This is a genomic window from Candidatus Dorea massiliensis AP6 (assembly GCF_964245105.1).
Taxonomy (GTDB): domain Bacteria; phylum Bacillota; class Clostridia; order Lachnospirales; family Lachnospiraceae; genus Laedolimicola; species Laedolimicola intestinihominis.
The window spans coordinates 153257-178755 of record NZ_CAXTKW010000003.1; the positions used below are offsets into that span (position 1 = coordinate 153257).

Below are 25499 nucleotides of genomic sequence, written 5' to 3' on the forward strand. Positions count from 1 at the left end.
AGATTTGGAAGCGGAAATTCCGCGAGCCGGGTCTCCTTTTTTTATACCGTTCTGCAGGGAATGTATTACAACTCCGGAGCCCTTCAGAATAATCTGTAAGAAAGAGGAGGAAGTGTTATGACCCAGGAAATTTTAAGCGCAATCGACGGTCAGTTATTTGCCGTCTGGTTCCTGATAGGAGCCGCACTGGTATTCTGGATGCAGGCAGGCTTTGCCATGGTGGAGGCAGGGTTTACCAGAGCCAAGAACACCGGTAATATCCTGATGAAAAACCTGATGGACTTTTGTATCGGTACAGTTGTATTTATTCTGATTGGATTCGGGCTGCTGCTCGGCGAGGATGTGGTAGGACTCATCGGAAAGCCCGGCTTTGATATTTTTACCGCATATGAGAATTTTGATTATTCCAATTTCGTATTCAACCTGGTATTCTGTGCGACCACAGCGACCATCGTATCCGGCGCTATGGCAGAGCGTACGAAGTTCTTGTCCTACTGTGTATACTCCGGCATCATTTCCGCACTGGTGTATCCGATTGAAGCGCACTGGATCTGGGGCGGCGGCTGGCTCTCCCAGCTTGGCTTCCATGATTTCGCAGGCTCCTGTGCCATCCACATGGTGGGCGGTCTCAGCGCTCTGATTGGCGCGAAAATCCTTGGACCCCGTATTGGAAAATTTGTAAAAGATAAAGACGGCAAGATTACAAGGGTAAACGCGTTCCCCGGACACAATCTGCCCCTTGGCTGCCTCGGCTGCTTCATCCTGTGGCTGGGCTGGTACGGCTTCAACGGCGCTGCCTGCACCAGCGTAGAGCAGCTGGGAAGTGTATTTCTTACCACAACGGTCGCACCGGCTGTGGCAACCGTCGTATGTATGGTGTTTACCTGGGTTCGCTATGGTAAGCCCGATGTATCCATGTGTCTGAACGCTTCCCTGGCAGGTCTGGTAGCCATTACAGCTCCCTGTGACGTGACAGACTGCTTCGGCGCTATCGTCATCGGTGCAGTAGCCGGCGTCCTGGTGGTCTTCGGCGTATGGTTCCTGGATTATGTACTTCGCGTAGACGATCCTGTCGGCGCGGTAGCCGTTCACTTCATGAATGGTATGTGGGGAACTATCGCAGTCGGTCTGTTCGCCACTACCAGCGCTCCGGGAAATGATACCCTGACCGGTCTCTTCTACGGCGGCGGCTTCACACTCCTTGGAAAACAGCTTCTCGGTATGTTCTCCGTCCTGGCATGGACCGCAGTTACCATGACGCTGGTATTCTTCTTCATCAAGGCAGTCTTTGGACTTCGTGTCAGCGAGGAAGAGGAGATTGTGGGTCTGGATTCCATGGAACATGGACTTCCGTCCGCATACGCAGGCTTCAGTATCATGGATATCTCCAACACCATGACTATGGAGGTCAACGAAAATACAAACCTGGGCGTGGGCGAGTACGAGGCGGCTTCCGAAGCTCAGAAGAACGCGGCGGTCAAGGTGGTACAGACTCCCGTGTCTGCGACAGGTATTTACAAGGTATCTATCATCGCAAAGCTGTCCCGGTATGATCAGTTGAAGAAAGCCATGAACGACATCGGCGTGACAGGCATGACTGTGACACAGGTTATGGGCTGCGGCATCCAGAAGGGCGCTGGCGAGAAATACCGTGGCGTCGAGATGGACGCAACCCTGCTTCCCAAGGTCAAGGTCGAGGTCATCGTCGGCAGCATCCCGGTGGATACAGTCATCGAGGCGGCCAAGAAAGCCCTGTACACCGGTCACATCGGAGACGGCAAGATCTTTGTATACAATGTGGATAAGGTGGTCAAGGTCCGCACCGGCGAGGTGGATATGGATGCCCTGCAGGATGTAGAATAGGACAATAAAATAAGAAAAGCTATGAACCATACTGCTAAAAGAATGGTTCATAGCTTTTTTTCATTTATCTCATTTCTTATCTTAAGCTCTTAAGCCTTCTTAAATCCCGCTCTCTTTCTCAGGGTCGGATCCAGGATCTTCTTACGGATTCGAAGGGACTTCGGTGTAATCTCCAGCAGCTCGTCCGTGTCGATGAACTCCAGGCACTGCTCCAGGCTTAAGACTCTCGGGGTGGTCAGCTTCAGTGCCTCGTCGGCGCTGGAGGAACGGGTGTTGGTCAGCTTCTTGGTCTTGCAGACATTCAGCTCGATGTCCTCCGCCTTGCCATTCTGGCCGATGATCATGCCGGCGTAAACCTTCTCGCCCGGTCCGATGAACAGGGTACCGCGCTCCTGGGCATTGAACAGACCGTAGGTAATCGCTTCTCCGGCCTCAAAGGCAATCAGGGATCCCTGCTTCCGGTACTGAATATCTCCCTTGTACGGGCCATAGTTCTCAAAAATAGTGTTCAGCACGCCGGTTCCCTTGGTGTCGGTCATGAACTCGCCTCTGTATCCGATGAGGCCTCTGGCCGGAATCAGGAACTCCAGACGGGTGGAACCGGAGCCATTGCTGTGCATATTGATAAGCTCACCTTTCCGCTCGCCCAGCTTCTGGATAACATTTCCCGCGTACTCGTCATCCACGTCGATGTAAGCGCGCTCCATGGGCTCCAGCTTCTTGCCGTGCTCATCGTAGTGATACAGAACTTCTGCCTTGCTGACTGCGAACTCATAACCTTCGCGGCGCATATTCTCGATAAGGACGGACAGATGCAGCTCGCCGCGTCCGGATACCTTGAAACGCTCAGTGGAATCAGTCTCCTCCACACGCAGGCTGACATCCGTGTTCAGCTCGCGGAACAGACGGTCACGCAGGTGACGGGAGGTGACATATTTACCCTCTTTACCGGCCAGAGGGCTGTCATTTACCAGGAAGTCCATGGAAATGGTCGGCTCGGAAATCTTCTGGAACGGAATGGCTACCGGGTTTTCCGGAGAGCACAGGGTATCGCCGATATGGATGTCCGCAATACCGGAGATAGCTACGATGGAACCGATAGTGGCTTCATTCACATCTACCTTATTCAGACCGTCAAACTCATAGAGCTTGCTGATTTTTACCTTCTTGAACTTGTCCGGATCGTGGTGGTTCACCATGACCATATCCTGGTTGATGCGGATAGTTCCGTTATCCACCTTACCGATACCGATACGGCCTACATACTCGTTGTAGTCGATGGTGCTGATCAGTACCTGGGTTCCGGCTTCCGGATCTCCCTCCGGAGCGGGGATGTAGTCGATGATAGTCTCGAACAGCGGAGTCATATCCTTCGGCTCATCGTCCAGGCTGCGCATTGCATAGCCTGCTTTCGCAGAAGCGAAAATGAACGGGCAGTCCAGCTGCTCGTCGGAAGCGTCCAGATCCATGAACAGCTCCAGAACCTCGTCTACCACCTCAGTCGGACGGGCCTCGGGTCGGTCAATCTTATTGACACAGACGATAACCGGAAGGTCCAGCTCCAGGGCCTTACGGAGCACGAACTTGGTCTGGGGCATAGCGCCTTCAAACGCGTCAACCACCAGAACAACGCCGTTTACCATTTTCAGAACCCGCTCCACCTCGCCGCCGAAATCCGCATGGCCCGGGGTGTCGATGATATTGATTTTTACATCCTTATAAGTAACTGCCGTGTTCTTGGACAGAATGGTGATGCCTCGCTCACGCTCAATATCGCCGGAGTCCATGACACGCTCCGCCACCTCCTGGTTGGCGCGGAATACGCCGCTCTGCTTCAGAAGCTCGTCTACCAGTGTGGTCTTACCATGGTCTACATGGGCAATAATCGCAATATTTCTGATATCTTCTCTTTTCATAAAACAATTCCTCAATGCAAATAAAAATACTTCGTCAACCTTTACAGTTTATCACATTTTCGGCCAATTACAAGGGAAATCTGAGGCTTGCGCGTACTTTTTCGAAAACAACTTAGAAAGAATTTACAGAAATGGTTCTAAATGGAAATATCTGGGCATATATATTTATGAATAATACAGGAGTCCGGCGGAAATCTGCGCGAAAACGTCATTTCCAAAGGGAGAAGAAGGGAGAACACAAACTATGTCAGATAAGGTAATTGAAAACAACCAGGTGTCGGTAAGCGGAGAAATTGTATCGGGATTTACGTTCAGCCATGAGGTATTCGGGGAGGGCTTTTATATGGTGGATATTCTGGTTCGCCGCCTGTCCGATTCGGCGGATCTGATTCCGGTGATGATATCCGAGCGGCTGATTGACATATCCAGGGATTACGTGGGGGAATATATCCGTATCGGCGGACAGTTCCGTTCCTATAACCGGCACGAAGAGAAGAAGAACCGGCTAGTGCTTTCGGTCTTTGCCAGAGAGGTGGAATTTCTTGACGAAGAGGTGGAAAATGCCAAGACCAACCAGATTTTCCTGGACGGCTATATCTGCAAGCCGCCGGTGTACCGGAAGACGCCGCTGGGCCGGGAGATCGCCGATCTGCTCATCGCGGTCAACCGCCCCTATGGGAAATCAGATTACATCCCATGCATCTGCTGGGGCAGAAACGCCCGCTTTGCATCCGGCTTCGAGGTGGGAGGCCACGCCCAGATTTGGGGCCGCATCCAGAGTCGCGAATACGTGAAAAAGCTCAGCGAGACCGAGTCTGAGCGGCGGATTGCCTACGAGGTATCCGTGAGCAAGCTGGAATACGAATACTGATACGCTTGCATTTCCTCCTGTTTTGTTGTATGATAAGCCTGATTATGGAGTAGTATACGGAATTGCTTTAGAAGGGAGTAGCGTATAAAAAATGGGGAAAGCACATGTAACTGTCTTTTGCGGCAACGGGAAGGGTAAGACTTCAGCGGCGCTTGGACAGGGAATCTTCGGGGCCAGCGCAGGAAAATCCGTCATTATTATACAGTTCCTGAAGGGAAAGGTTGGCGAACGTATTGATTTCATCAAGCGTCTGGAGCCTGAGATTAAGGTATTCTGTTTTGAAAAATCCGATGTGAATTTTGAGGCGCTGTCGCCGGAGGAGCAGCAGGAAGAGGCCATGAATATCCGCAACGGCCTGAATTTCGCCAGGAAAGTGCTGACGACGGACGGCTGTGACATATTGATCCTGGATGAGGTGCTGGGGCTGATCGACAGGGGAATCCTGACAATTGAAGAGCTGAAGGCCCTGATTGAAGCCGGAGACGGCGATACAGAGCTGATGCTGACCGGTATCCGGATGTATGAGGAGCTGTATCCGTGTGTAGAGGATGTATTTTGCATTGATACATTAAAGTAAAGACAGATGTATCCGCTATACGGACAAATGCTGCGAGATGTCCGGAAAGCGTTGACAAGCGATACACACTGTGCTAATCTGAACATAATTCATATAATTTAATAGGAAGAAAGATAGAGGTTGCGTTTTCCATCAGTACCTTTTCGGATATGGCAGGCATAGACGAAGAAGAGGGAAAGGGGGCGACGCCGAAAGAGATTGTTTCCTGTGAGTAGTTTCTTGGGCATACCGTGAAGAACGATATGACTGTCATCAGTTTCTGATGGGGCGCTATCCGGGGAATAGAACAGAACATGCGATTCTTTTGGGGCGGGCCTTCACAGGTACGCCTCATTTTTAAACCTTATTTCATCTAGCAGGAGGAAATGAAAATGGCTATTTTTAAGGGAGCAGCAGTAGCAATTGTAACACCGTTTTTTGACAATGGAGAGATTAACTATCCGAAGCTTGCAGAGCTTCTGGACTACCAGATTGAAAATGGAACAGACGCCATCGTCATCTGCGGAACCACCGGCGAGTCATCCACACTGAGCCACGAGGAGCATCTGGAGGCTATCCGCTTTACTGTAGAGCATGTCGCTAAGCGCGTGCCGGTCATCGCAGGCACCGGCTCTAACTGCACCGAGACTGCAATCTATCTGTCGCAGGAAGCAGAAAAATACGGCGCGGACGCTCTGCTTGTAGTAACCCCGTATTATAATAAGGCGACCCAGAAGGGTCTGATTGCTCACTATACTGCAGTGGCAGAGTCCGTAAGCCTTCCGGTTATCATGTACAACGTACCGTCCCGTACCGGATGTAATATCCAGCCGGAGACCGCAGTAGCTCTTGCAAAGAATGTCAAGAATATCGTTGGCATCAAGGAAGCAAGCGGAAATATTTCCCAGGTAGCGAAGCTGATGCAGCTGGCAGACGGATGCATCGAGCTCTACTCCGGAAATGACGATCAGGTGGTTCCGATCCTTTCCCTTGGTGGAAATGGCGTCATCTCTGTACTTTCCAATGTAGCGCCCCGCCAGACCCACGACATGGTCATGAAGTATCTGGAGGGCGACCTGGCAGGCAGCCTTGCTATCCAGCTTGCGGCCATTCCGGTTATCGATAAGCTGTTCTGCGAGGTGAATCCGATCCCGGTAAAGGCAGCCCTGAACCAGCTGGGATTCCAGGTTGGCCCCCTTCGTATGCCGCTGACCGAGATGGAGCCGGAGCACCAGGCACAGTTAAAGCAGGCAATGATTGATTTTGGAATCGAGGTAAAATAACAAATGACAAAAATTATACTTCACGGCTGTAATGGCCGCATGGGACAGATGCTGACCGGACTCCTGAAAGAGGATCCGGAGGCAGAGGTAGCAGCAGGCGTAGACGGATATACCGGTATCGCAAATGAATACCCGGTATTCGCAAGCATTGACGAGTGTGATGTGCCGGCAGACGTAGTTATCGACTTCTCAAACGCAAAGGCAGCGGACGGACTGTTGGACTACTGTGTACGGACCAAAACCCCGGTTGTTCTCTGCACCACCGGACTTTCCGAGGAACAGCTTGCGAAAGTCGAAGAGGCAGCCAAAGAAACGGCTGTTCTGAAATCCGCCAACATGTCTCTGGGTATCAACCTGCTTATGAAGCTTCTGAAGGAAGCAGCTCCGACTCTGGCGGCAGCAGGTTTTGATATCGAGATTGTAGAGAAGCACCACAACCAGAAGCTGGACGCACCCAGCGGCACCGCACTGGCACTGGCAGACGCCATCAATGAGGCATCTGACGGAGCATATCACTATGTATATGACAGAAGCCAGGAGCGTAAGAAGCGCGAAAGCAGCGAAATCGGTATCTCTGCTGTTCGTGGCGGCACCATCGTGGGTGATCATGACGTGATCTTCGCGGGAACTGACGAAGTCATCACATTTGAGCACCGCGCTTACTCCCGCGCTGTTTTCGGCAAAGGGGCGATTCAGGCGGCGAAATTCCTGGCGGGGAAACCGGCAGGACGGTATGATATGAGTGATGTTATCGGTTAGTGTATAGAAAGACGGACGGGACTTTCGTCCATTTGCTCGTGTTCACAAAAGTTTCACTTAAAAATCACAGAATCCATTCAGAAAAAACACAAAAGAGGAATATCCTTAGACAGATACGTCTGCCCGAGGATACTCCTCTTTTTTATTGCAGAAGAGAGAAAAGGGCCGGACGATTACGGAGAAGGAGGAAACAATCTTGATTGAAGTAAAAGATCTCGTGAAACGCTACAGCAAAAACACTGCGGTCGATCACCTGAATTTTCATGTACAAAAAGGTCAGATCTACGGATTCCTGGGTCCCAACGGAGCCGGAAAATCTACTACTATGAATATGATGACCGGCTATCTGGCTCCCACGGAAGGGCAGATTCTTATAAACGGGTACGACGTAGCGGAAGAGCCTATGGAGGCCCGAAAATGCATCGGATATCTGCCGGAGATTCCGCCTCTCTATCCGGACATGACTGTCCTGGAATATCTGCGTTTCGCAGCAGAGCTGAAACAGGTGCCGAAAAACGAACGCAGCACGGAGATAGAGAGGGTCATGGATGAAACACGCATCAAAGATATGGAAAATCGGTTGATTCGTCATTTGTCCAAAGGATATAAGCAGAGAGTGGGACTGGCTCAGGCGCTGCTTGGGGATCCGGAGGTGCTGATTCTGGATGAGCCCATGGTGGGTCTGGACCCGAAGCAGATCATTGAAATCCGTGAGCTGATCCGCGGGCTTGGGAAGAAGCATACGGTTATTTTGAGCTCCCACATTCTCTCGGAGATCAGCAGTATCTGCGACCATGTCCTGATTATTTCCAATGGAAAGCTGGTGGCCAGCGATACGCCGGAAAATCTGGGCAGTTACATGAAACACACAGACGCGATGGAGCTGCAGGTGCGTGGAAGCAAAGAAGCCTGTGAGCAGGCCATAGAACTTCTGAAGCAAGTCAAGGGGCTGGAAGTGAAGACCACGACAGCAACGTTGGAGGATGTATTCCTGGAATTGACGAATGAGGAAAATAATGGAAATCCAAAGACAACAGAGGAACAGGAAAAAACAGAGAGATTTTCTCTGAGAAAAAAGCTACGCAAAACAGAAGAGAAAGAATTTTCTGTGAAAGAAACAAAATCAGACGAAAAGGAGGAAAAGTAATATGTGTGCGATTTACAAAAAAGAACTGCGGGCGTATCTGACCTCCATGACAGGCTATATCTTCATGGCTGTACTGCTGGCGGTTACCAGCCTGTACTACGTGGCCAACTGCCTGGTGGGCGGCTATCCGGTATTCGGAGCTATCCTGTCCTCTGTTTATTTTGTGCTGTTGATTATCGTACCGGTGCTGACCATGCGCAGTATGGCCGAGGAAAAGCGCCAGAAGACCGACCAGCTCCTGATGACCGCGCCGGTCTCTCTCTGGAAAATTGTACTGGGCAAATATCTGGCTATGGTGACTATTTTTCTGATTTCTATGGCGATCCTGTGTCTGTATCCGCTGATCTTATTGCAATTTGGCAGTGTCTCATTGCCCATGGCGTATACAGCGATCCTGGGCTACACCCTGTTTGGCGCAGCCTGTCTGGCCATTGGGCTGTTTCTGTCAGCAGTGACGGAGAGCCAGGTCATTGCGGCGGTATTGACCTTTGGCGTCCTGTTCTTCCTGAACATGGCCTCCGGTATCGCCAATGTCATCGGAGCCGGTGGTCTTCTGGCGTCCATTCTTAACGCCCTTTGTATCTATCAGCCGTTCATTAATTTCGTGCAGGGTATGTTTGATTTGACCGGCATTCTTTACTATGTGACGGTCATTGTCCTGGCTCTGTTTCTGACGGTTCAGCTCATGCAGAAAAAGCACGGAACCTACCGCGCCAGCATGGTAGTTTTCGCCTGTGTGGCCGCCGTGCTGATGAACCTGACAGCAGGAAAATTACCCTCCCAGTACCTGAAATACGATGTCAGCGACCAGAAGCTGTTCACAACCGGAGACCAGACGGCAGAGATTGTGAAGGGTCTGGACGAGGATATCACCCTCTACCTGATTGCCCAGCAGGGCAGTGAAGATGCCACCTTACAGGAATTGCTGGATCGCTATGCGGGACTGTCCTCCCACATCAAAGTAGAGACGAAGGATCCGGTGCTTTACCCGAATTTCGTCTCTCAGTATACCAGCGAAAATCTGTCTGAAAACAGCGTGCTGGTGGTGGGCCAGAACCGTTCCAAGGCAGTCGATTACTATGATATCTATCAGTATAGTATGGATTATTCCACTTACAACAGCTCTTTAAGCAGCTTCGACGGTGAGGGTCAGATCACCAGTGCCATTGCCTATGTAACCGCTGAGGATATGCCGGTTGTTTATACGCTGACCGGCCATGATGAGGCAGAGCTGAGTACTACGGTCACTTCGTCCATTGAGAAGGAAAATATTGAACTGAAATCCTTAAGTCTGCTGACGGAGGAGGCTGTGCCGGAGGACGCAAAAGCTGTTATTATCTACGGGTCCATTTCTGATATTTCCGAGGATGAAAAAAATAAGCTGGAAGCCTATATGGAACAGGGCGGACAGATAGTCATGCTGCTTGGATACACAGACAAGGATACGCCGAATCTGGACAGTCTGCTGGGCGATTATGGAATTACTTTGGCGGACGGGCTGGTGCTGGAAGGCGACAGTCAGCATCATTTGCCGAACTATCCCTATTATCTGCTGCCGGATATTCAGTCCTCGGCATATACCTCAGACGTAAGCTCCCGTTATGTGTTACTGGCCTTTGCTCAGGGTATGACGGAGGCTGCGGATATCAGTGAAGATCTGACTTATGAAAGCCTGCTGACCACATCGGCAAAGTCTTATTCCAAGACCAACCTGGAATCTGAAAATCTCGATCAGGAGGAGGGCGATATTGTGGGGCCCTTTGACCTGGGTGCTGTCGTCACCAAGACCATTGACGAAGACACAGAAGCAAAACTCATCGTGTTCTCTTCTGAGACTCTGCTGGATGAACAGGTAGACAGTATGGTATCCGGCGGCAACAGTACCCTGTTTCTGAATGTCATGAGCCAGCTGGTAGACCACGAAAGCACTGTCTCCATTGAGCCGAAAAGCATGAGTACGGAATATCTGACTGTACCGGCCGGAAGCGCCATCTTCTGGGGCATCCTGACGATTATATTGATTCCGTTGCTTCTGCTTGCCACCGGCGGCATTATCTGGTTTGGAAGGAGGAAACGGTAAATGACAAAGAAAAAGAGAAAGGTAAGACTGCTGGCGGCTATAGCCGCCCTGGCAGCTCTGGGACTTCTCTATGTTTTGGTAAGCCGCGCGGACTGGAACGGTGAGGAAGACGATACGGCTGTCGAAGAAATTGAGGCCTTAAGCATAGCGCCTGCGGAAATCAGCGAAGCGGCCATTACCAGCAGCTACGGTACTCTGCGCCTGCACTATGACGGTGAAACCTGGACCAGCGTTGACGCCCCGTCCATGGAACTCAATCAGGACGCCCTGTCTAATCTGTGGAACCGTTTGAATCCGCTGTCTGCTGTCCGCGATCTGGGCGAAGCGCCGGAGGATTTAAGTGCTTACAGCTTATCAGACCCGGCTATCACGATCCGGATCACCCGCGATGACAGTACCGAAATTACGGTTTCCATTGGGAGTACTGCATCGGATGGAAATGTGTATGTGATGACTTCTGAAAGCGATCATATCTATACTTGCGACAGTTATTTGGCTACGGCTTTTACGTGTCAGTTAAGTGATTTTGAGGTGATAGCTGAAGGGGGAGACACTGCTGACTCCGTAGACTAGATCAGATTAACCGGACGGGTCGGGGCTTTGTAGTTATCTGTGTTCATCGTTTATCTGACAATGATAACTACAAAGTCTCGGCCCTAGTTTTTGAGAAAACACGGCACCGGGGTCTTCCGTCTTTCCTCCCACAAACTACTGGAAATGTGGTACAAATTACTTTATACTTGAAGAAAAACCGTCTGTGTATGAAGGAGATGCTTCATGAAAATAAAAGTATCTAACATTCTGTTATCCTTGATTATGACCCTGACTATCATATCTCTGGCCGTGGTTCTGACCCTGGCCTGCAAGCCGCTGTATTATCTGGACATCCATGCGCTCCATATTCCGGAAACTACCGGCTGCACGATTTCGGAGATTAAAGCGAATTATAATGCAGTCATCGATTACTGCCTGAGTTTCGGAAACGCGCCTCTGGAATTCCCGACCTTTCCCATGTCAGAAGGCGGGCGCATCCATTTTGAAGAAGTAAAGAGTATCTTCAATCTCTTCAAATACATGGTTATCGGCGGCACTCTGGCAAGCACCGCCGGGATCCTGTGGATGCGACGAAAGCATTGCTATGGCTATCTGAAATTGACCGCTATCCTGACCGTGGCCCTGCCAGCCATTATTGGGGCAGCCGTGGCCCTGAACTGGGACCGGACTTTTGTCACTTTCCATGAGATTGCTTTCAACAATGATTACTGGCTTTTTGACCCGGCTACAGACCCGGTTATCAATATCCTGCCGGACCTGTATTTCCTGCATTGCGCTGTGATGATTCTGGCGCTGGTGATTCTCGAAAGTATCCTGTGTGCCTGGGCTTATCGGGCAGAAAAAAGGAAAAACAACAAATGGTCGGGCGTCCTATGCATTGATCATAGTAACAAGCCTATTCGAAATGAGATTCCGAAAAAGTATAACTGAATATAGGAAAAATTTGTAAAAAAGAGGAGGAGTCCGCCTATGAGTGTCGAAGACTGTGGTTGAAGGCGTCTGGTTTAGCATGTATAATGCGAGGAGAAGCATAGCATGAGTAGAAACCGAAATACTTCCACAACCAGACAAAAGAGAAAAATAAGAAATACACAAAAGAAGGTACATCATCAGCATAAGGACAGATTATTCCGGTACATTTTTCAGGATAAAGAGGATTTACTGGATTTGTATAACGCGGTGAACGATACGGATTATGATGACCCGAATGAGCTGGAGATTACGACGCTGGATGATGTGATTTATCTGAGTATGAAAAATGATCTGTCTTTTATGCTTCGGATCACCCTGAATCTGTATGAGCATCAGAGTACCTGGAACGAAGGATATGCCGGACCGGGTGGAACTGAGGCTATCGGATTGCTTTGGAAAACCGGAGCGGGAGGAAGGAGAACCCTGCCTGGAATGCAAGGCTCTGATCTTGAATATCAATGCAGGTCGGAACCGGGAACTGATGCGTAAATGCCACAGACTGGCAGAGTATGCATATTTTATCGGAGAGATTCGGCGGTATATGAGCGATGGCTGGTCATTGGAGGAGGCGACTGATTTCAGCATTCAGAAATGCCTCCGGAAGGAAGTATTGTCGGATATCCTGGGAAAAAGCGCAATGGAGGTGCATAGGATGATACTGACAGAAATAGAAGAATCTAATTTGCAGAGATTTTCTCATAGTCTCCAAAGAAATTTGTGTAGGCTCTGAAGCATCTTTTTATTTCTTATTCTTTAAGCTTCCTTTTCCTCTTCCTTAATCTCCCAGTGAATCAGGAACGTCAGCGCAGCCCTGAGCGCAATAATTCCTGCCACCGTTCCGATTTCCTTCCAGTCCCGGACCACTACGGTTCGCAGGATCTCGCTTCCCAGCTTAAATTCCAGCCCCATGGCCAGCCCCCGGGCCAGGGTCAGCTTTGTCTCCGGAGAGCGGTGCAGGTAGCTCCAGAAGCCTCGCAGGCCCGAGAAAATGATAATGCCCACGCCGATAAATTCAAAGAGCAGAATCGCTCCGTCTACGATATTTTCCAAAATGAGGTGCAGTAATTCTAAAAATTCCATAGTAAAATCCCCCCCCCCGATTTTCTAAAGTAAGATAAGGACAGTATAACATAAGTTCACACATATTGATATAGGTTCCATCGTCATTGTCAACGCCTCCCTGAAGTCACGGATGGAATTTACCAGATCATAGGAATTTCAGTTCCGAAAGAAGAGAGGCAGCAAGAAAGCAGCCGATGTTTTTGTTAGCTGGGCAGTGAATGCCCGGGGGTGTTTTTCATGTCAAATTGCTGATTGACAAACTGTAGACTGAATGATAATATGCCATTAATAATACTACTGATAATATCAGGGAGGGAAGAATATGTTAAAAAAAGAACTGGAGGAGAGCTACATACGTATACTGCAGAGAGAACTGGTGCCTGCATTGGGATGTACAGAACCTATTGCGCTTGCTTATGCAGCGGCAAAGGCCTGCAAAGTACTGGGACAGTTCCCGGAAAAAATGATTGTGTATTGCAGCGGTAATGTAATAAAAAATGTAAAAGCAGTAACGGTACCGAATTCAGGCGGAATGCGTGGAGTAGACGCAGCCTGTGTACTTGGGGCAGTAGGCGGAAATGCAGACAGAGAGTTAGAGGTTTTAGAGGATATCACAGAGGAAGACATAAAAAAGACAAGGGAGCTGTTAAAAACAGATTTCATTGAATGCAGGCTTCAGAAGGATGTGGAGAACTTATATATTGTAGCTGAGGTATATGCAAAAAATCATTCGGCAAAAGTAAAAATAGTCAACCGGCATACATTAATTACAGAGATTGTAAAAGATGAAAAAGTAATATATCAGATAGATATGGCAGCTGAGAACAGCAAGGAAGATTATTCAAAGCTAACGATTCGTGATATTTTAGAGTTTGCAAATACAGTAGAGACAGATAAATTGAAGGATCTTTTGAACAGACAGATAGAGATGAATCAGGCTGTTTCCAATGAGGGAATGAAGAATCCTTACGGTGCTGAAGTAGGAAGAACCTTAATGGAAAAAGCGGATTCAAGTGTACGGACCAGAGCCTGTGCCTATGCAGCTGCAGGATCTGATGCCAGAATGGGAGGCTGTTCTCTGCCAGTGGTGATTAATTCTGGAAGCGGTAATCAGGGAATGACAGTAAGTCTGCCAGTCATTGTATACGCAGAGTATCTTGGAAAGTCAAGAGAAGAATTATACAGAGCATTGATTGTAAGTAATCTGGTTGCAATTCATCAGAAGCACTACATAGGAAGCTTATCCGCGTTTTGCGGCGCAGTCATTGCAGCCAGCGGCGCGGGAGCGGCAATTACCTATATGATGGATGGTTCTTATGAAGCAGTATCAAGAACTATTATAAATACGGTTGCGAACGTCGGTGGCATTGTATGTGATGGAGCAAAAGCATCCTGCGCTGCTAAAATTGCCTCTGCAGTAGATGCGGCGATTTTAGCGCATAGCCTGAGTATGAAGGGACGTACGTTCCATGAAGGGGAAGGAATTATACAGGATACGGTAGAAGAAACGATACAAAGTGTCGGATATGTGGGCAGAGTGGGAATGAAAGAAACAGATCACCAGATCCTGAAAATTATGTTGAATCAGGTTCAATTTGAAAAATAAGATATAACAGGGAAATATAAGAGCCAAAGCAGAATGAAAGGAGATGCGGAAATGGCAAAACAATAAAGGAGGAAATTATGAAAAACGAAAAGAGCCTGAAGGACACTATCTATAATGCAATACTGGAAGATATGTTTTCATTGGAATATAAACCTGGAGATATTTTAAATGAAAAGGCGCTGGTTGAAAAGTATGAGTGTAGTAAATCGCCAGTCAGGGAAGCGCTTTTAGAGCTGTGCAAAGACAATGTGTTGCGCAATATTCCGAGATATGGATATGAAGTGGTAAAAATTACAATGGATGATGTGCGTGAAATGATAGAATTCCGCTATCTTTTGGAGGCGGGAATTCTTCGCAAACAATATTCAGATCTGACGGAAGTTCATTTTTCTATTCTGGAAGATATAGATAAGCAGTGCAAAAAAAAAGAAAATACAATGTGGGAGCATTGGAGCTTAAACACGGAATTCCATCTGAAGCTGATTGGATTTGGAAGAAATAATTTTGCGATGGAAGAATTGAAAAGGTGTATGGACAGATTAAAACGCGCATATACGAGATTTTGCTGGGAGCAATATGAGCCGGAACTGGAACTGGATACACGAAATCATGCAATGATTATACAGGCATTACGCGAGCGTGATATAGAGAAAGCGGTACAATATCTTGCAAGGGATCTGAACGATTTTGGCGGGAAAAATTACAGGTTTATAGAGGAAAAAAATATGTAAAAGACTGGCTGTTGAAGGCAACTTTAACAGCCAGTCTTTTAAAAGGATAAAGAGAGATGAAAAAAGGATAACTGCGATTCCGGGAAGCCTGATGCTGATTCCAATGGCGATATCTGCGCTCGTATGCACTTATTACCCATTTCTTAGCAGATTAAAGAGCCCGGCTTCAGAGAGTGTCGGCTGTTGCAGTGGCAGCATGTCTGAGTAGTATGAGCCCCGGTGTTTATATAGCGCTGATGAATGAAAAAGGCGATGATTTCGACTGTCCCTCCGTTCTTGCTGTAAAAATATTGGACGCTAAAAAAGCATAAGAAATTTATAACTGTTCACACATTTTTAAGATTTATTTTCTTGACAATCCATAACAATCGTAATAACATATAGGATGCTATATAGGACACTATATAGCATCCTATTTATTATGAAAAAATTCACAGAAGGAGGATCAACCAATGAGGAGGGGGCCCAGCCCAATCAGCAAGCGGATTCGGATTATCAACAACAAGTTCCGCGAGCTGTGGGATAAAAATCTTCTGAAATACAACCTGACCGGCGTGCAGATGGAAATACTCTGCTACCTGAAATGCAATCCGGACAAGGAAATCCATCAGCGGGAGATCGAGTACTGGTTCCAGTTGAAAAACCCGACGGTGACCGGTATCCTGAACCGGCTGGAGGAAAAAGGCTATATCACCAGGCGGCGCAATCCGGCTGACGGCAGATACCGGATCATTGAAGTGACGGAAAAAGGCAATCGGATCATGGAGGATATGGGAGAGGGAGCCAGAAATCTGGACGAACGAATCTACGCCTGTATGACGGACGAGGAACAGGCAAAGCTTCTGGAGCTTCTGGATCGGATTCTGGCGACTATGACGGAAAATGATGGAGCAGAAGAGCAGGTAGAGCAGCATAGAGAAAGAATCACACAAGGAGGACACACATGCTGAAGACATTAAAGGCCTACATAGGCGAGTACAAAAAAACGGCCATCTCAGCGCCGATTTTTATTGTCTTCGAGGTTATCTTTGAGATGATCATTCCGCTTCTGATGGCGGCTATCATCGACAACGGACTTGAGACAGGCAACATGAAATATGTAATCACGATGGGACTGGTGATGCTTCTGGTATCCTTTGCGTCCCTGTTCTGCGGATCCATGGCAGCGAAGCAGGCGGCCATCGCGTCTACCGGATTTGCGAAAAATGTAAGAGAGGGAATGTACAATCATATCCAGGAATTTTCCTTCTCCAATATCGACCATTTTTCTACCGCGGGACTGGTTACGCGTCTGACCACCGATGTAACGAATGTACAGAACGCGTTCCAGATGATGATGCGTATGCTGATGCGTGCGCCGGTCATGCTGGTTACGGCCATGACTATGACCTTTATCATCAACGCCAGACTGTCCTGTGTATATCTGGTGGCGCTGGTATTCTTAGGAATCGTCATTGCCTTCCTGATGGGACGCGTAGGAAAATATTTCCGTGAAATGTTCGATAAATACGACGCCCTGAACGCGGATATCCAGGAAAATCTGACCGGTATCCGGGTAGTCAAGGCATACGTGCGTGAGGAGCATGAGAAGCAGAAGTTCGGCAAGGCCTCCGAGGCCGTATATCGCTGCGCGGTCCGGGCCCAGAAGCTGATGGTCAGCATGATGCCCACCATGCAGTTTACGGTTTACGCCTGTATCATCGCGGTGTCCTGGCTGGGTGCCAGAACCATCGTAGCAGGCAATATGACCACCGGCCAGCTGATGAGCCTCTTTACCTATACCATGAATATCATGATGAGCCTGATGTTCATCGCTATGGTAGCTGTTATGCTGACCATGGCCAAATCCTCCGCAGAGCGTATCTGCGAGGTCTTAAATGAAAAGAGCAGCCTGACCAATAAGGAGCAGGCTGTTACAGAGGTTCCCGACGGTTCCATTACCTTTGACAACGTATCCTTCAGCTATCGGAACGACGAGGGTAATCTGAATCTGGATCATATCAATCTGGAAATCAAATCCGGCGAGACTGTAGGGATCCTGGGCGGCACCGGAAGCGCCAAGTCTACGCTGGTACAGCTGATTCCCAGATTGTATGACGTAACAGGAGGAAGCGTCCGGGTAGGCGGCATCGACGTCCGGGATTACGACCTGGATTCCCTCCGGAATCAGGTGTCCATGGTGCTTCAGAAGAACGTGCTGTTTTCCGGCACCATCAAGGAAAACCTGCGCTGGGGCGATAAGGACGCCAGCGATGAGGAGCTGATCCGCGTCTGTAAGCTGGCCTGCGCCGATGAATTTATCCAGCGCTTCCCGGAGCAGTATGACACCTGGATTGAGCAGGGCGGCAGCAATGTGTCCGGCGGACAGAAGCAGCGTCTCTGTATTGCCAGAGCCCTGTTGAAGAAGCCGAGAATCCTGATTCTGGACGATTCCACCAGCGCGGTGGATACCCATACGGACGCCATGATCCGGAAGGCTTTCCGGGAGGAGATTCCCGATACCACCAAGATTATCATTGCCCAGCGTATCTCTTCCGTACAGGATTCGGATAAGATTATCGTGCTGGATGACGGCGCGGTTAGCGGCGTCGGAACCCATGCGGAATTATTGAAAAATAACGCAATCTACCGGGAAGTATACGAATCCCAGCAGAAGCCCACAGACAGCGAAGGAGGTGACGCAGAATGAGCAACAGCAAAAGACCCGGAGGTCCCGGAGGACCCAGAGGCATGAGAAAAGGCCCCAAGGCGAAAAACCCCATGAAGACGCTGAAGCGAATCTTCGCCATCATCGTAAAGGGCTATCCGATTCAGTGCGTACTGGTTATCATCGGTATCGTAGTCGGAGTACTGGCCAACGTATACGGCAGCTTATTCCTGCAGTCCCTGATCGATGACTACATTACACCCCTGGTGGGAAGCTCCGCGCCGGATTTCACGCCGCTTTTGAAGGCACTGGCCACTATGGCGGTGATTTATCTGGTGGGCGTGGTCTCCAACTATATGTACAACCGCCTGATGATTTACATTTCCGAGGGCAGCCTGAAAAAAGTAAGGGACGGCCTGTTCGACCACATGGAGACCCTGGCGATTCCGTATTTTGACACCCATACCCACGGAGACCTGATGAGTATCTACACCAATGATACAGATACCCTGCGGCAGATGATCAGCCAGAGTATCCCGCAGCTGCTGTCCTCCGCCATTACCATCGTCAGCGTCTTCGCGTCCATGGTATACTTAAGCCCGATTCTGACCCTGATGATCGTTGCCATGGTATTCGTCATGACAAACGTCATCAAGAAAATTGGCGGCCAGTCCGGCCGGTACTTCATGGCGCAGCAGCAGGATCTGGGTAAAGTCAACGGCTACATCGAGGAAATGATGGACGGCCAGAAGGTGGTAAAAGTCTTCTGCCATGAGGAAGAAGCCAAGGCAAAATTCAAGGAGCTGAACGACAAGCTTTTCGACAGCGCCAGCAACGCGAACGTCTATGCCAATGTGCTGATGCCGGTAATGGGAAATATTGGAAATATCAATTATGTGCTGACCACCATTGTAGGATCTCTGCTGGCCATCGGCGGGATCGGCGGCCTGACCCTGGGCGGTCTTGCCTCCTTCCTGCAGCTGACAAGAAGCTTCAATCAGCCGATTGCGCAGATTGCCCAGCAGTTTAACTCTATCATTATGGCCCTGGCAGGCGCGGAGCGAATCTTCAACCTGATGGATGAGCCCTCTGAGCAGGACGGCGGTTATGTGACCCTGGTCAATGCCCGTTATGAGGGTGATAAGCTGGTGGAGGTGCCGGAGCGTACCGGTATCTGGGCCTGGAAGCATCCCCATCATGACGGTACCATCACATACACGGAGCTGAAGGGCGACGTAGTCATGGACGGGGTAGACTTCGGTTATACACCGGAAAAAACCGTACTTCACGACATTAAGCTCTACGCGAAGCCCGGACAGAAGGTGGCCTTCGTAGGCGCTACCGGAGCCGGAAAAACGACCATTACCAACCTGATCAACCGGTTTTACGATATTCAGGACGGAAAGATCCGTTACGACGGTATCAACATCAATAAGATTAAGAAACAGGATCTGCGTCGTTCCCTGGGTATGGTACTTCAGGACAGCCACCTGTTTACCGGCACCGTAGCCGACAATATCCGGTACGGCAAGCTGGACGCCACCGACAGCGAGGTCAAGGGCGCAGCCATGCTGGCAGGCGCAGACAGCTTTATCAGGCACCTGCCCCAGGGCTATGATACCATGCTCACCGGAGACGGCGGCAACCTGTCCCAGGGACAGCGTCAGCTTCTGACCATCGCCCGTGCAGCCATTGCCGACCCGCCCGTCCTGATCCTGGATGAGGCGACGTCGAGCATCGATACCCGAACCGAAGCAATCGTCCAGCGAGGCATGGACAGCCTGATGCAGGGCCGTACGGTCTTCGTCATCGCCCACCGCCTCTCCACCGTCCAGAACTCCGACGTGATCATGGTCCTGGAGCAGGGACGCATCATAGAGCGGGGCAATCACGAGGAACTGATTGCCCAGAAGGGCAAATATTATCAGCTCTATACCGGAGCCTTTGAACTCTCATAACCTTAATCTCGAAAACCAGCTCTGTGGGGTTCGAAAAAACAGAGTGTCCGTCTTAAAAGGAGCTTTTATGCGAGAAAAATTTCAACATTTTATGCAAGGCCGTTACGGCGCCGATCAGCTGTCTCGGTTTCTGACTGCCATCGGCCTGGTTCTGATTATTCTGAACCTGTTTGTCCGCAGCAACATCATCGTCTACCTGGTCATGGCGATATTAGTCTACTGCTACTACCGCATGTTCTCCCGCGACTACAACCGCCGCTACGCCGAGAATCAGAAATTCCTGACCTGGCAGAACAAAATAAAATACAAAGTAAATAACTGGAAAAGAAACCTGGCTGACCGCAAAACCCATCACATCTACAAGTGTCCCAGCTGTGGCCAGAAGATCCGTGTCCCCAGGGGCAAAGGCAAAATCATCGTAACCTGCCCCAAATGCCGGACGGAATTTCAGAAAAAAAGCTAAAACCCAAAAAGCAATGCAGTCTGTAAAAAGATTACATTGCTTTTTTTAATAGAACAAAGTGGAAAAATAACATTTCCCTGTGTATAAAAAAATCAGGAACCGCTCATAATGTGGATAGAAACGGATACCGTCCAGCGACGGCAGAAAGGAGATTCTATATTATGAAGAGGTTCAGAAAATACACAGCAGGACTGTTGCTGCTTGTACTGGTCCTGGGCGTAAGCGCCTGTGGCAATTCCGACAACAACGGCGGAACCAACAAGCCGAACACCGAAAACAACGGAACTACCAATAACGGAGCCACCACCGACGGCACCGTGAACAATGGAACCGTCAATGACGGCAACATCGTAGACGACGCCGTAGACGGCGCAGGCGACGCAGTCGAGGATGTGGGCGACGGCATCATGAACGGTGTGGACGACGTGGTAGACGGCACCGAAAATGTTGTAGACGATATGACAAATGGGACAACGAACACCAATAACGGCACCACAAACCAGACCACTCGTTAAGCCTGAAAAGAAAGCAAAAAGCAATGCCCTGCAGATCGAGATGGATTTGCAGGGCAATTTTATGGGAAAACCTGGTCTGACGGTGAGATTCTTTGCGATTCCCGTCTTGCAGACCCGTCCAAAATGCGCTATACTGTAGACTGAATCGGCGCACGGGAAAAGCGCCGGAAGCAAGAGAAAGAAAAGGGCAGGGATAAAACAATGAAGTGCATTACTGTAAAAGAATTATATCGCAACACCGAAAGCTATCTGGATAAGGAAATCACAGTAGCAGGCTGGCTCCGCAGTAACCGTGGCTCCAAGGCATTCGGCTTCCTGGTTATGGGAGACGGAAGCTGCTTCCAGACACTGCAGATCGTATACCATGATAACATGGGGAATTTTAAAGAGGTTTCCAAGCTGAACGTGGGCGCAGCTGTGATTGTAAAGGGAACTCTGGTTGCTACACCGGAGGCAAAGCAGCCCTTCGAGATTCAGGCAGAAGAGGTTGTGGTAGAGGGCGATTCCGCGCCGGATTATCCGCTGCAGAAGAAGCGCCACTCCTTCGAGTATCTGAGAACGATTCCCCATCTGCGCGCCAGAACCAATACCTTCCAGGCTGTATTCCGGGTTCGCTCCCTGATTGCCTACGCGATTCACCAGTTCTTCCAGGAGAGAGGCTTCGTATACGTACATACGCCGCTGATTACCGGAAGCGACTGCGAGGGCGCAGGCGAGATGTTCCAGGTAACCACACTGGATCTGAACAATGTACCGAAGACCGAAGAGGGACAGATCGATTACAGCCAGGATTTCTTCGGAAAAGAGACGAATCTGACCGTAAGCGGACAGCTGAACGGCGAGACCTACGCTATGGCGTTTCGTGACATCTATACCTTTGGACCGACCTTCCGTGCGGAGAATTCCAATACCACCCGCCATGCGGCTGAGTTCTGGATGATTGAGCCGGAGATGGCATTCGCCGATCTGGAAGACAATATGGAAGTAGCCGAGGCGATGCTGAAATATGTCATCAGCTACGTGATGGAGAACGCTCCGGAGGAGATGAATTTCTTCAACCAGTTTGTGGACAAGGGACTTCTGGACAGACTGCACGGCGTGCTGAACTCCGAGTTCGGCCATGTGACCTACACCGAGGCCATTGAAATTCTGGAGAAGAACAATGACAACTTTGATTATAAGGTAAGCTGGGGCTGCGATCTGCAGACCGAGCATGAGCGTTATCTGACCGAGCAGGTCTTCAAGCGTCCGATTTTCGTAACAGATTATCCGAAGGACATCAAGGCCTTCTATATGAAGCTGAACGAGGACGGCAAGACCGTAGCCGCTATGGACTGTCTGGTACCGGGTATCGGTGAGATCATCGGCGGAAGCCAGAGAGAGGATGATCTGGGCAAGCTCACCGCCCGTATGCAGGAGCTGGGTCTGAAGGAAGAGGATTACGGTTTCTACCTGGATCTGCGGAAATACGGTTCTGTCCGTCATTCCGGCTTTGGCCTGGGCTTCGAGCGCTGCGTGATGTATCTGACCGGCATGGGCAACATCCGCGACGTGATTCCGTTCCCGAGAACCGTAAATAACTGCGAGCTGTAAGATTGCAGTTTACAGAAAATTGCAAATATCTGTATCATTCCCCCGGGGGCGTGGTACAGATATTTTTTTCCTTCCTTTTTCGCGGAAAGGATTCTTTATAAAATGATGGTGCCATGTTAAAATAAAAATTAAGAAGAAAGGTGAAAGGAAGCGGAGCGGGGATATGGAAAATCAGGCCGGCCAGTACACAACCGAATACGAAATCCTTGAACTGCTGAAGCTGAAACTCTACCAGCAGCTTCACGGCCTGGCTCCGGTGCTGGGCGCGGTGAAGTTCCGGATCGAAGAGCCGAAGCAGCCGGAACCTAATGGGGGAGTGGAACAGGAAAGCGCGGACAGGGCCTGCGCGGGCTTTCGGATCGACGGCCGCGTCTTTTATCTCTCCCCGTCCCGGCTCAGGTCAGATTTCTTAAAAGACAGCGATTTCCTCTGCCGGGAGCTGCTGCACATGCTCAGTCACTGTCTCCTGGGGCACCCCTTCGAGACCTGGCGTGTGGAACCAAAGGAACGAAAGGCCTGGGAGTCTGACTGCGACGAAAAGGCTTGGGCGCTGACGGAAGAACTTTTGGGGAAATCTATCCCGGAAAAGTCCCCGGTAGACGACCACAGCCTCTGGGGACAGAAGCCTGACGAGCGGGAAAAGGCCTTCTGGCAGGGGCAGGGGGAGAAGCTGCTTCGAAGCGGCAATCCCAGAGGAAAACGGAAAGCGGGGACGGCCAAGCGGCACCGCACCCGGCAGCTTGTTCCGGCAGCCGGTCAGCGTGGCGATTATCGGAGTATTTTAAGAGGCCTGTCCTCCTACCGGGAGGACAGCCGTCTGAATCTGGACGAGTTTCAGTATTCCTGGTACACTTACGGACTGGAAATGTATGGAAATATGCCGCTGATAGAACCGCTGGAATACAGTGAGGAACGGAAAATCGCCGACCTGGTCATTGTCATCGATACCTCCGGTTCCTGTGAAAAAGAACTGGTGCGGGTATTCCTGGAGGAGACCAGGGGGATTCTGGAACAGGATCGCCTGTTTTTCCGAAGCTTCTGCCTGCACCTGATCCAATGCGACAATCAGATCCAGCAGGACGACTGCATTCACAGCCGGGAAGAATTCGAAAAATATCTGGAGCACCTGGAGATCCGGGGCGGGGGTGGGACAGATTTCCGTCCGGCCTTTGAACGGATCGAGGAGCTGAGGCAGCGGGGAGAACTGCGGGATTTACAGGGAATTCTGTATTTTACGGACGGCTGCGGTTGGTATCCGAAGAAGGAGCCGGACTATCAGGTCTGGTTCGTAATGCTGCAGGGGCATTTTGACAGTATCGATATGCCGGACTGGGTACACAGACTGGTATTGGAGGAGAAAAGGGCATGAATATACAGGAAGCAAAAGAAGAAATCAAAAAGACAGTCCGGGCTTACACAGCCAGAACGGCGGCGGGAACCTTCCGGATCCCGGTGCCGAGACAGCGGCCGGTGCTGCTGATTGGCCCGCCGGGTATCGGCAAGACCGCCATCATGGAGCAGATTGCCGGAGAATGCGGCGTCGGCCTGGTGTCTTACACCATGACCCACCATACCCGCCAGAGCGCCATCGGCTTGCCGGTATTGACAGAAAAGCAGTTCGCGGGAAAAGAGTACACCGTGACTTCTTATACTATGAGTGAAATCATTGCGTCGGTCTATGAGCAGATGGAAAAAACCGGCTGCAGGGACGGCATTTTATTCCTGGACGAGATCAACTGTGTGTCAGAGACGTTGATGCCGGCCATGCTGCAGTTTCTCCAGTATAAGACCTTCGGAAGCCATCAGCTTCCCGAGGGCTGGGTCATCGTGGCGGCCGGTAACCCGCCTGCCTACAACCGTTCGGTGCGGGAATTCGATACGGTTACCCTGGATCGGGTGCGCTATATGAAGGTGGAACCGGATTTTCCCATCTGGAAGCATTATGCGGTGGAGCGCGGCCTGCATCCGGCGGTATTGTCCTTCCTGGAGCTGCGCCCGGAACGCTTTTACGTGATGGAGCCTGGCGAGAAGGGCTTTGTGACCGGACGGGCCTGGGAAGATTTGTCAGAGATACTGCTGACCATGGAGGAACTGGAGCTTGGCGTTGAGGAGGCGCTGTTCGGTCAGTATCTTCAGGACGAGGACACGGCGACGGAATTTACCTTTTATTACCGTCTTTATGAAAAATGGAAGAAGGAGCTGAAGCCCGAGCAGATTCTGACCGGAGCAGCGGACGTGCCGACGAATCTGCCGTCCCTGCCCTTTGACGAGCGCCTCTGCATCGTCTGGCTTCTGTTACAGCGCATTTACACCATGGGAAGGGCGTATGAAGAGCAGCAGAAGCTGTCCGACAGTTTGCGCTTTTTTGCGGACGGCCTGGGACAGGGAACCGCAGAGCAGCTGACAGCGCTTGTGGACGAGCGCCTGGACCGTCGGAGAAAGAGCTTGGCGGTACGCAAAGAAAACGGTCTGCTGGATGCAGGGGAAGAAGAACGGGAACAGCGGCTTTTCAACGTGATCCGGGACTGCAGGGAGGCAGTCAGGACAGGCGGAGCTACGGACGCATTTTCGGAGAGAAGCGGACAGGAACAGATCCGGGCAGAACGGCAGCGGAAAGAACTGACCGCAGCCATGCAAAACGGCGCAGCCTTCGTCCGTGAAGCCTTCGGGAAAAAGCAGGAGCTGGTGATCCTCCTGACCGGTCTTCGGGAGCAGCCGGTCTGCAGCAGGGTATTGCAAGAGGAACTGGGGGAGCTTTCCGGGGAGGCGGAAGACTTTCTGAATGCCGGAGGAAAAGAGGAGGAGCTTCGCCGGAAATTGACGGAGCAGCAGGCGTAAAAGCCTGAAAAAGTGGAAAAAACATCCCCTCACCCCGGATTGTATTTTGAATATGCGTGTGCTATACTGGACAAAACTCAAGAA

The 25499-nt window shown here is 50.2% G+C and carries 22 protein-coding genes and 1 riboswitch; of the genes, 20 read left to right on the forward strand and 2 right to left on the reverse strand.

Going from position 1 to position 25499, the window contains the following annotated elements; genetic code table 11:
* Positions 1 to 117: 117 nt before the first annotated feature.
* Positions 118 to 1863, forward strand: coding sequence for an ammonium transporter (locus ACESZP_RS04580; RefSeq protein WP_499708169.1), 1746 nt, complete (start codon positions 118 to 120; stop codon positions 1861 to 1863).
* A gap of 89 nt (positions 1864 to 1952) precedes the next feature.
* Here the strand turns inward: ACESZP_RS04580 and typA are convergent, their stop codons facing one another.
* On the reverse strand, positions 1953 to 3779 hold the full coding sequence (typA, locus tag ACESZP_RS04585) for a translational GTPase TypA (protein WP_178038894.1): 1827 nt from the start codon (positions 3777 to 3779) through the stop codon (positions 1953 to 1955).
* A gap of 244 nt (positions 3780 to 4023) precedes the next feature.
* On the opposite strand from typA, the gene ACESZP_RS04590 reads away from it, so the two are divergent.
* From ACESZP_RS04590 to ACESZP_RS04630, 9 genes are all read left to right on the forward strand, one after another.
* The gene (locus ACESZP_RS04590) at positions 4024 to 4650 is read left to right on the forward strand and encodes a single-stranded DNA-binding protein (RefSeq protein ID WP_349164434.1); all 627 of its coding nucleotides are present in this window, start codon (positions 4024 to 4026) and stop codon (positions 4648 to 4650) included.
* A 91-nt stretch (positions 4651 to 4741) separates the two neighbouring features.
* Positions 4742 to 5227: a cob(I)yrinic acid a,c-diamide adenosyltransferase gene (locus tag ACESZP_RS04595; protein WP_499708170.1), complete on the forward strand. Its 486-nt coding sequence runs from the start codon at positions 4742 to 4744 to the stop codon at positions 5225 to 5227.
* Positions 5228 to 5333: 106 nt separating this feature from the next.
* Positions 5334 to 5508, forward strand: a riboswitch (Lysine riboswitch).
* A 90-nt stretch (positions 5509 to 5598) separates the two neighbouring features.
* Positions 5599 to 6489, forward strand: coding sequence for a 4-hydroxy-tetrahydrodipicolinate synthase (dapA, locus tag ACESZP_RS04600; protein ID WP_178038896.1), 891 nt, complete (start codon positions 5599 to 5601; stop codon positions 6487 to 6489).
* A 3-nt stretch (positions 6490 to 6492) separates the two neighbouring features.
* Entirely contained in the window at positions 6493 to 7248 is a 756-nt protein-coding gene (gene dapB, locus ACESZP_RS04605) for a 4-hydroxy-tetrahydrodipicolinate reductase (protein WP_349164436.1), read from the forward strand.
* 196 nt (positions 7249 to 7444) lie between these two features.
* The gene (locus ACESZP_RS04610) at positions 7445 to 8395 is read left to right on the forward strand and encodes an ABC transporter ATP-binding protein (RefSeq protein ID WP_440321425.1); all 951 of its coding nucleotides are present in this window, start codon (positions 7445 to 7447) and stop codon (positions 8393 to 8395) included.
* Position 8396: 1 nt separating this feature from the next.
* Positions 8397 to 10475: an ABC transporter permease gene (locus ACESZP_RS04615; RefSeq protein WP_499708171.1), complete on the forward strand. Its 2079-nt coding sequence runs from the start codon at positions 8397 to 8399 to the stop codon at positions 10473 to 10475.
* Positions 10476 to 11048: a DUF4340 domain-containing protein gene (locus ACESZP_RS04620; protein ID WP_499708172.1), complete on the forward strand. Its 573-nt coding sequence runs from the start codon at positions 10476 to 10478 to the stop codon at positions 11046 to 11048.
* 204 nt (positions 11049 to 11252) lie between these two features.
* Positions 11253 to 11960, forward strand: a complete 708-nt coding sequence (locus tag ACESZP_RS04625; protein WP_499708173.1) for a TIGR01906 family membrane protein — start codon at positions 11253 to 11255, stop codon at positions 11958 to 11960.
* A 105-nt stretch (positions 11961 to 12065) separates the two neighbouring features.
* On the forward strand, positions 12066 to 12491 hold the full coding sequence (locus ACESZP_RS04630) for a hypothetical protein (RefSeq protein ID WP_499708174.1): 426 nt from the start codon (positions 12066 to 12068) through the stop codon (positions 12489 to 12491).
* A 264-nt stretch (positions 12492 to 12755) separates the two neighbouring features.
* Here the strand turns inward: ACESZP_RS04630 and ACESZP_RS04635 are convergent, their stop codons facing one another.
* Complete coding sequence (locus tag ACESZP_RS04635; protein ID WP_440321412.1) at positions 12756 to 13082, reverse strand: DUF1622 domain-containing protein; 327 nt, start codon at positions 13080 to 13082, stop codon at positions 12756 to 12758.
* 304 nt (positions 13083 to 13386) lie between these two features.
* Here ACESZP_RS04635 and ACESZP_RS04640 point away from each other — a divergent pair, with 304 nt between their 5' ends.
* The 10 genes from ACESZP_RS04640 (at position 13387) to ACESZP_RS04685 (ending at position 25415) form a co-directional block, all read left to right on the forward strand.
* Positions 13387 to 14670: an L-serine ammonia-lyase, iron-sulfur-dependent, subunit alpha gene (locus tag ACESZP_RS04640; RefSeq protein WP_178038905.1), complete on the forward strand. Its 1284-nt coding sequence runs from the start codon at positions 13387 to 13389 to the stop codon at positions 14668 to 14670.
* Between the two features lie 77 nt (positions 14671 to 14747).
* Positions 14748 to 15401 carry a GntR family transcriptional regulator gene (locus ACESZP_RS04645; RefSeq protein WP_499708175.1) on the forward strand — a complete coding sequence of 218 codons (654 nt, stop codon included), beginning with the start codon at positions 14748 to 14750 and terminating at the stop codon, positions 15399 to 15401.
* A 452-nt stretch (positions 15402 to 15853) separates the two neighbouring features.
* Positions 15854 to 16351 (forward strand): MarR family winged helix-turn-helix transcriptional regulator, encoded by a 498-nt coding sequence (locus ACESZP_RS04650; protein ID WP_499708176.1) that lies wholly within the window; start codon positions 15854 to 15856, stop codon positions 16349 to 16351.
* The gene (locus ACESZP_RS04655) at positions 16345 to 18090 is read left to right on the forward strand and encodes an ABC transporter ATP-binding protein (protein WP_158364145.1); all 1746 of its coding nucleotides are present in this window, start codon (positions 16345 to 16347) and stop codon (positions 18088 to 18090) included. The genes ACESZP_RS04650 and ACESZP_RS04655 overlap by 7 nt, the downstream gene beginning before the upstream one ends.
* Complete coding sequence (locus ACESZP_RS04660) at positions 18087 to 20006, forward strand: ABC transporter ATP-binding protein (RefSeq protein ID WP_499708177.1); 1920 nt, start codon at positions 18087 to 18089, stop codon at positions 20004 to 20006. The genes ACESZP_RS04655 and ACESZP_RS04660 overlap by 4 nt, the downstream gene beginning before the upstream one ends.
* Positions 20007 to 20073: 67 nt before the next feature.
* Positions 20074 to 20469, forward strand: a complete 396-nt coding sequence (locus ACESZP_RS04665) for a hypothetical protein (RefSeq protein ID WP_499708178.1) — start codon at positions 20074 to 20076, stop codon at positions 20467 to 20469.
* 161 nt (positions 20470 to 20630) lie between these two features.
* Positions 20631 to 20984 carry a hypothetical protein gene (locus ACESZP_RS04670; RefSeq protein WP_349164459.1) on the forward strand — a complete coding sequence of 118 codons (354 nt, stop codon included), beginning with the start codon at positions 20631 to 20633 and terminating at the stop codon, positions 20982 to 20984.
* Between the two features lie 201 nt (positions 20985 to 21185).
* Positions 21186 to 22577 carry an asparagine--tRNA ligase gene (gene asnS, locus ACESZP_RS04675; RefSeq protein WP_499708179.1) on the forward strand — a complete coding sequence of 464 codons (1392 nt, stop codon included), beginning with the start codon at positions 21186 to 21188 and terminating at the stop codon, positions 22575 to 22577.
* Positions 22578 to 22740: 163 nt separating this feature from the next.
* On the forward strand, positions 22741 to 23946 hold the full coding sequence (locus ACESZP_RS04680) for a VWA-like domain-containing protein (protein WP_499708180.1): 1206 nt from the start codon (positions 22741 to 22743) through the stop codon (positions 23944 to 23946).
* The gene (locus ACESZP_RS04685) at positions 23943 to 25415 is read left to right on the forward strand and encodes an ATP-binding protein (protein ID WP_499708181.1); all 1473 of its coding nucleotides are present in this window, start codon (positions 23943 to 23945) and stop codon (positions 25413 to 25415) included. Before ACESZP_RS04680 ends, ACESZP_RS04685 begins: the two co-directional genes overlap by 4 nt.
* The last annotated feature ends 84 nt before the right edge of the window (positions 25416 to 25499 follow it).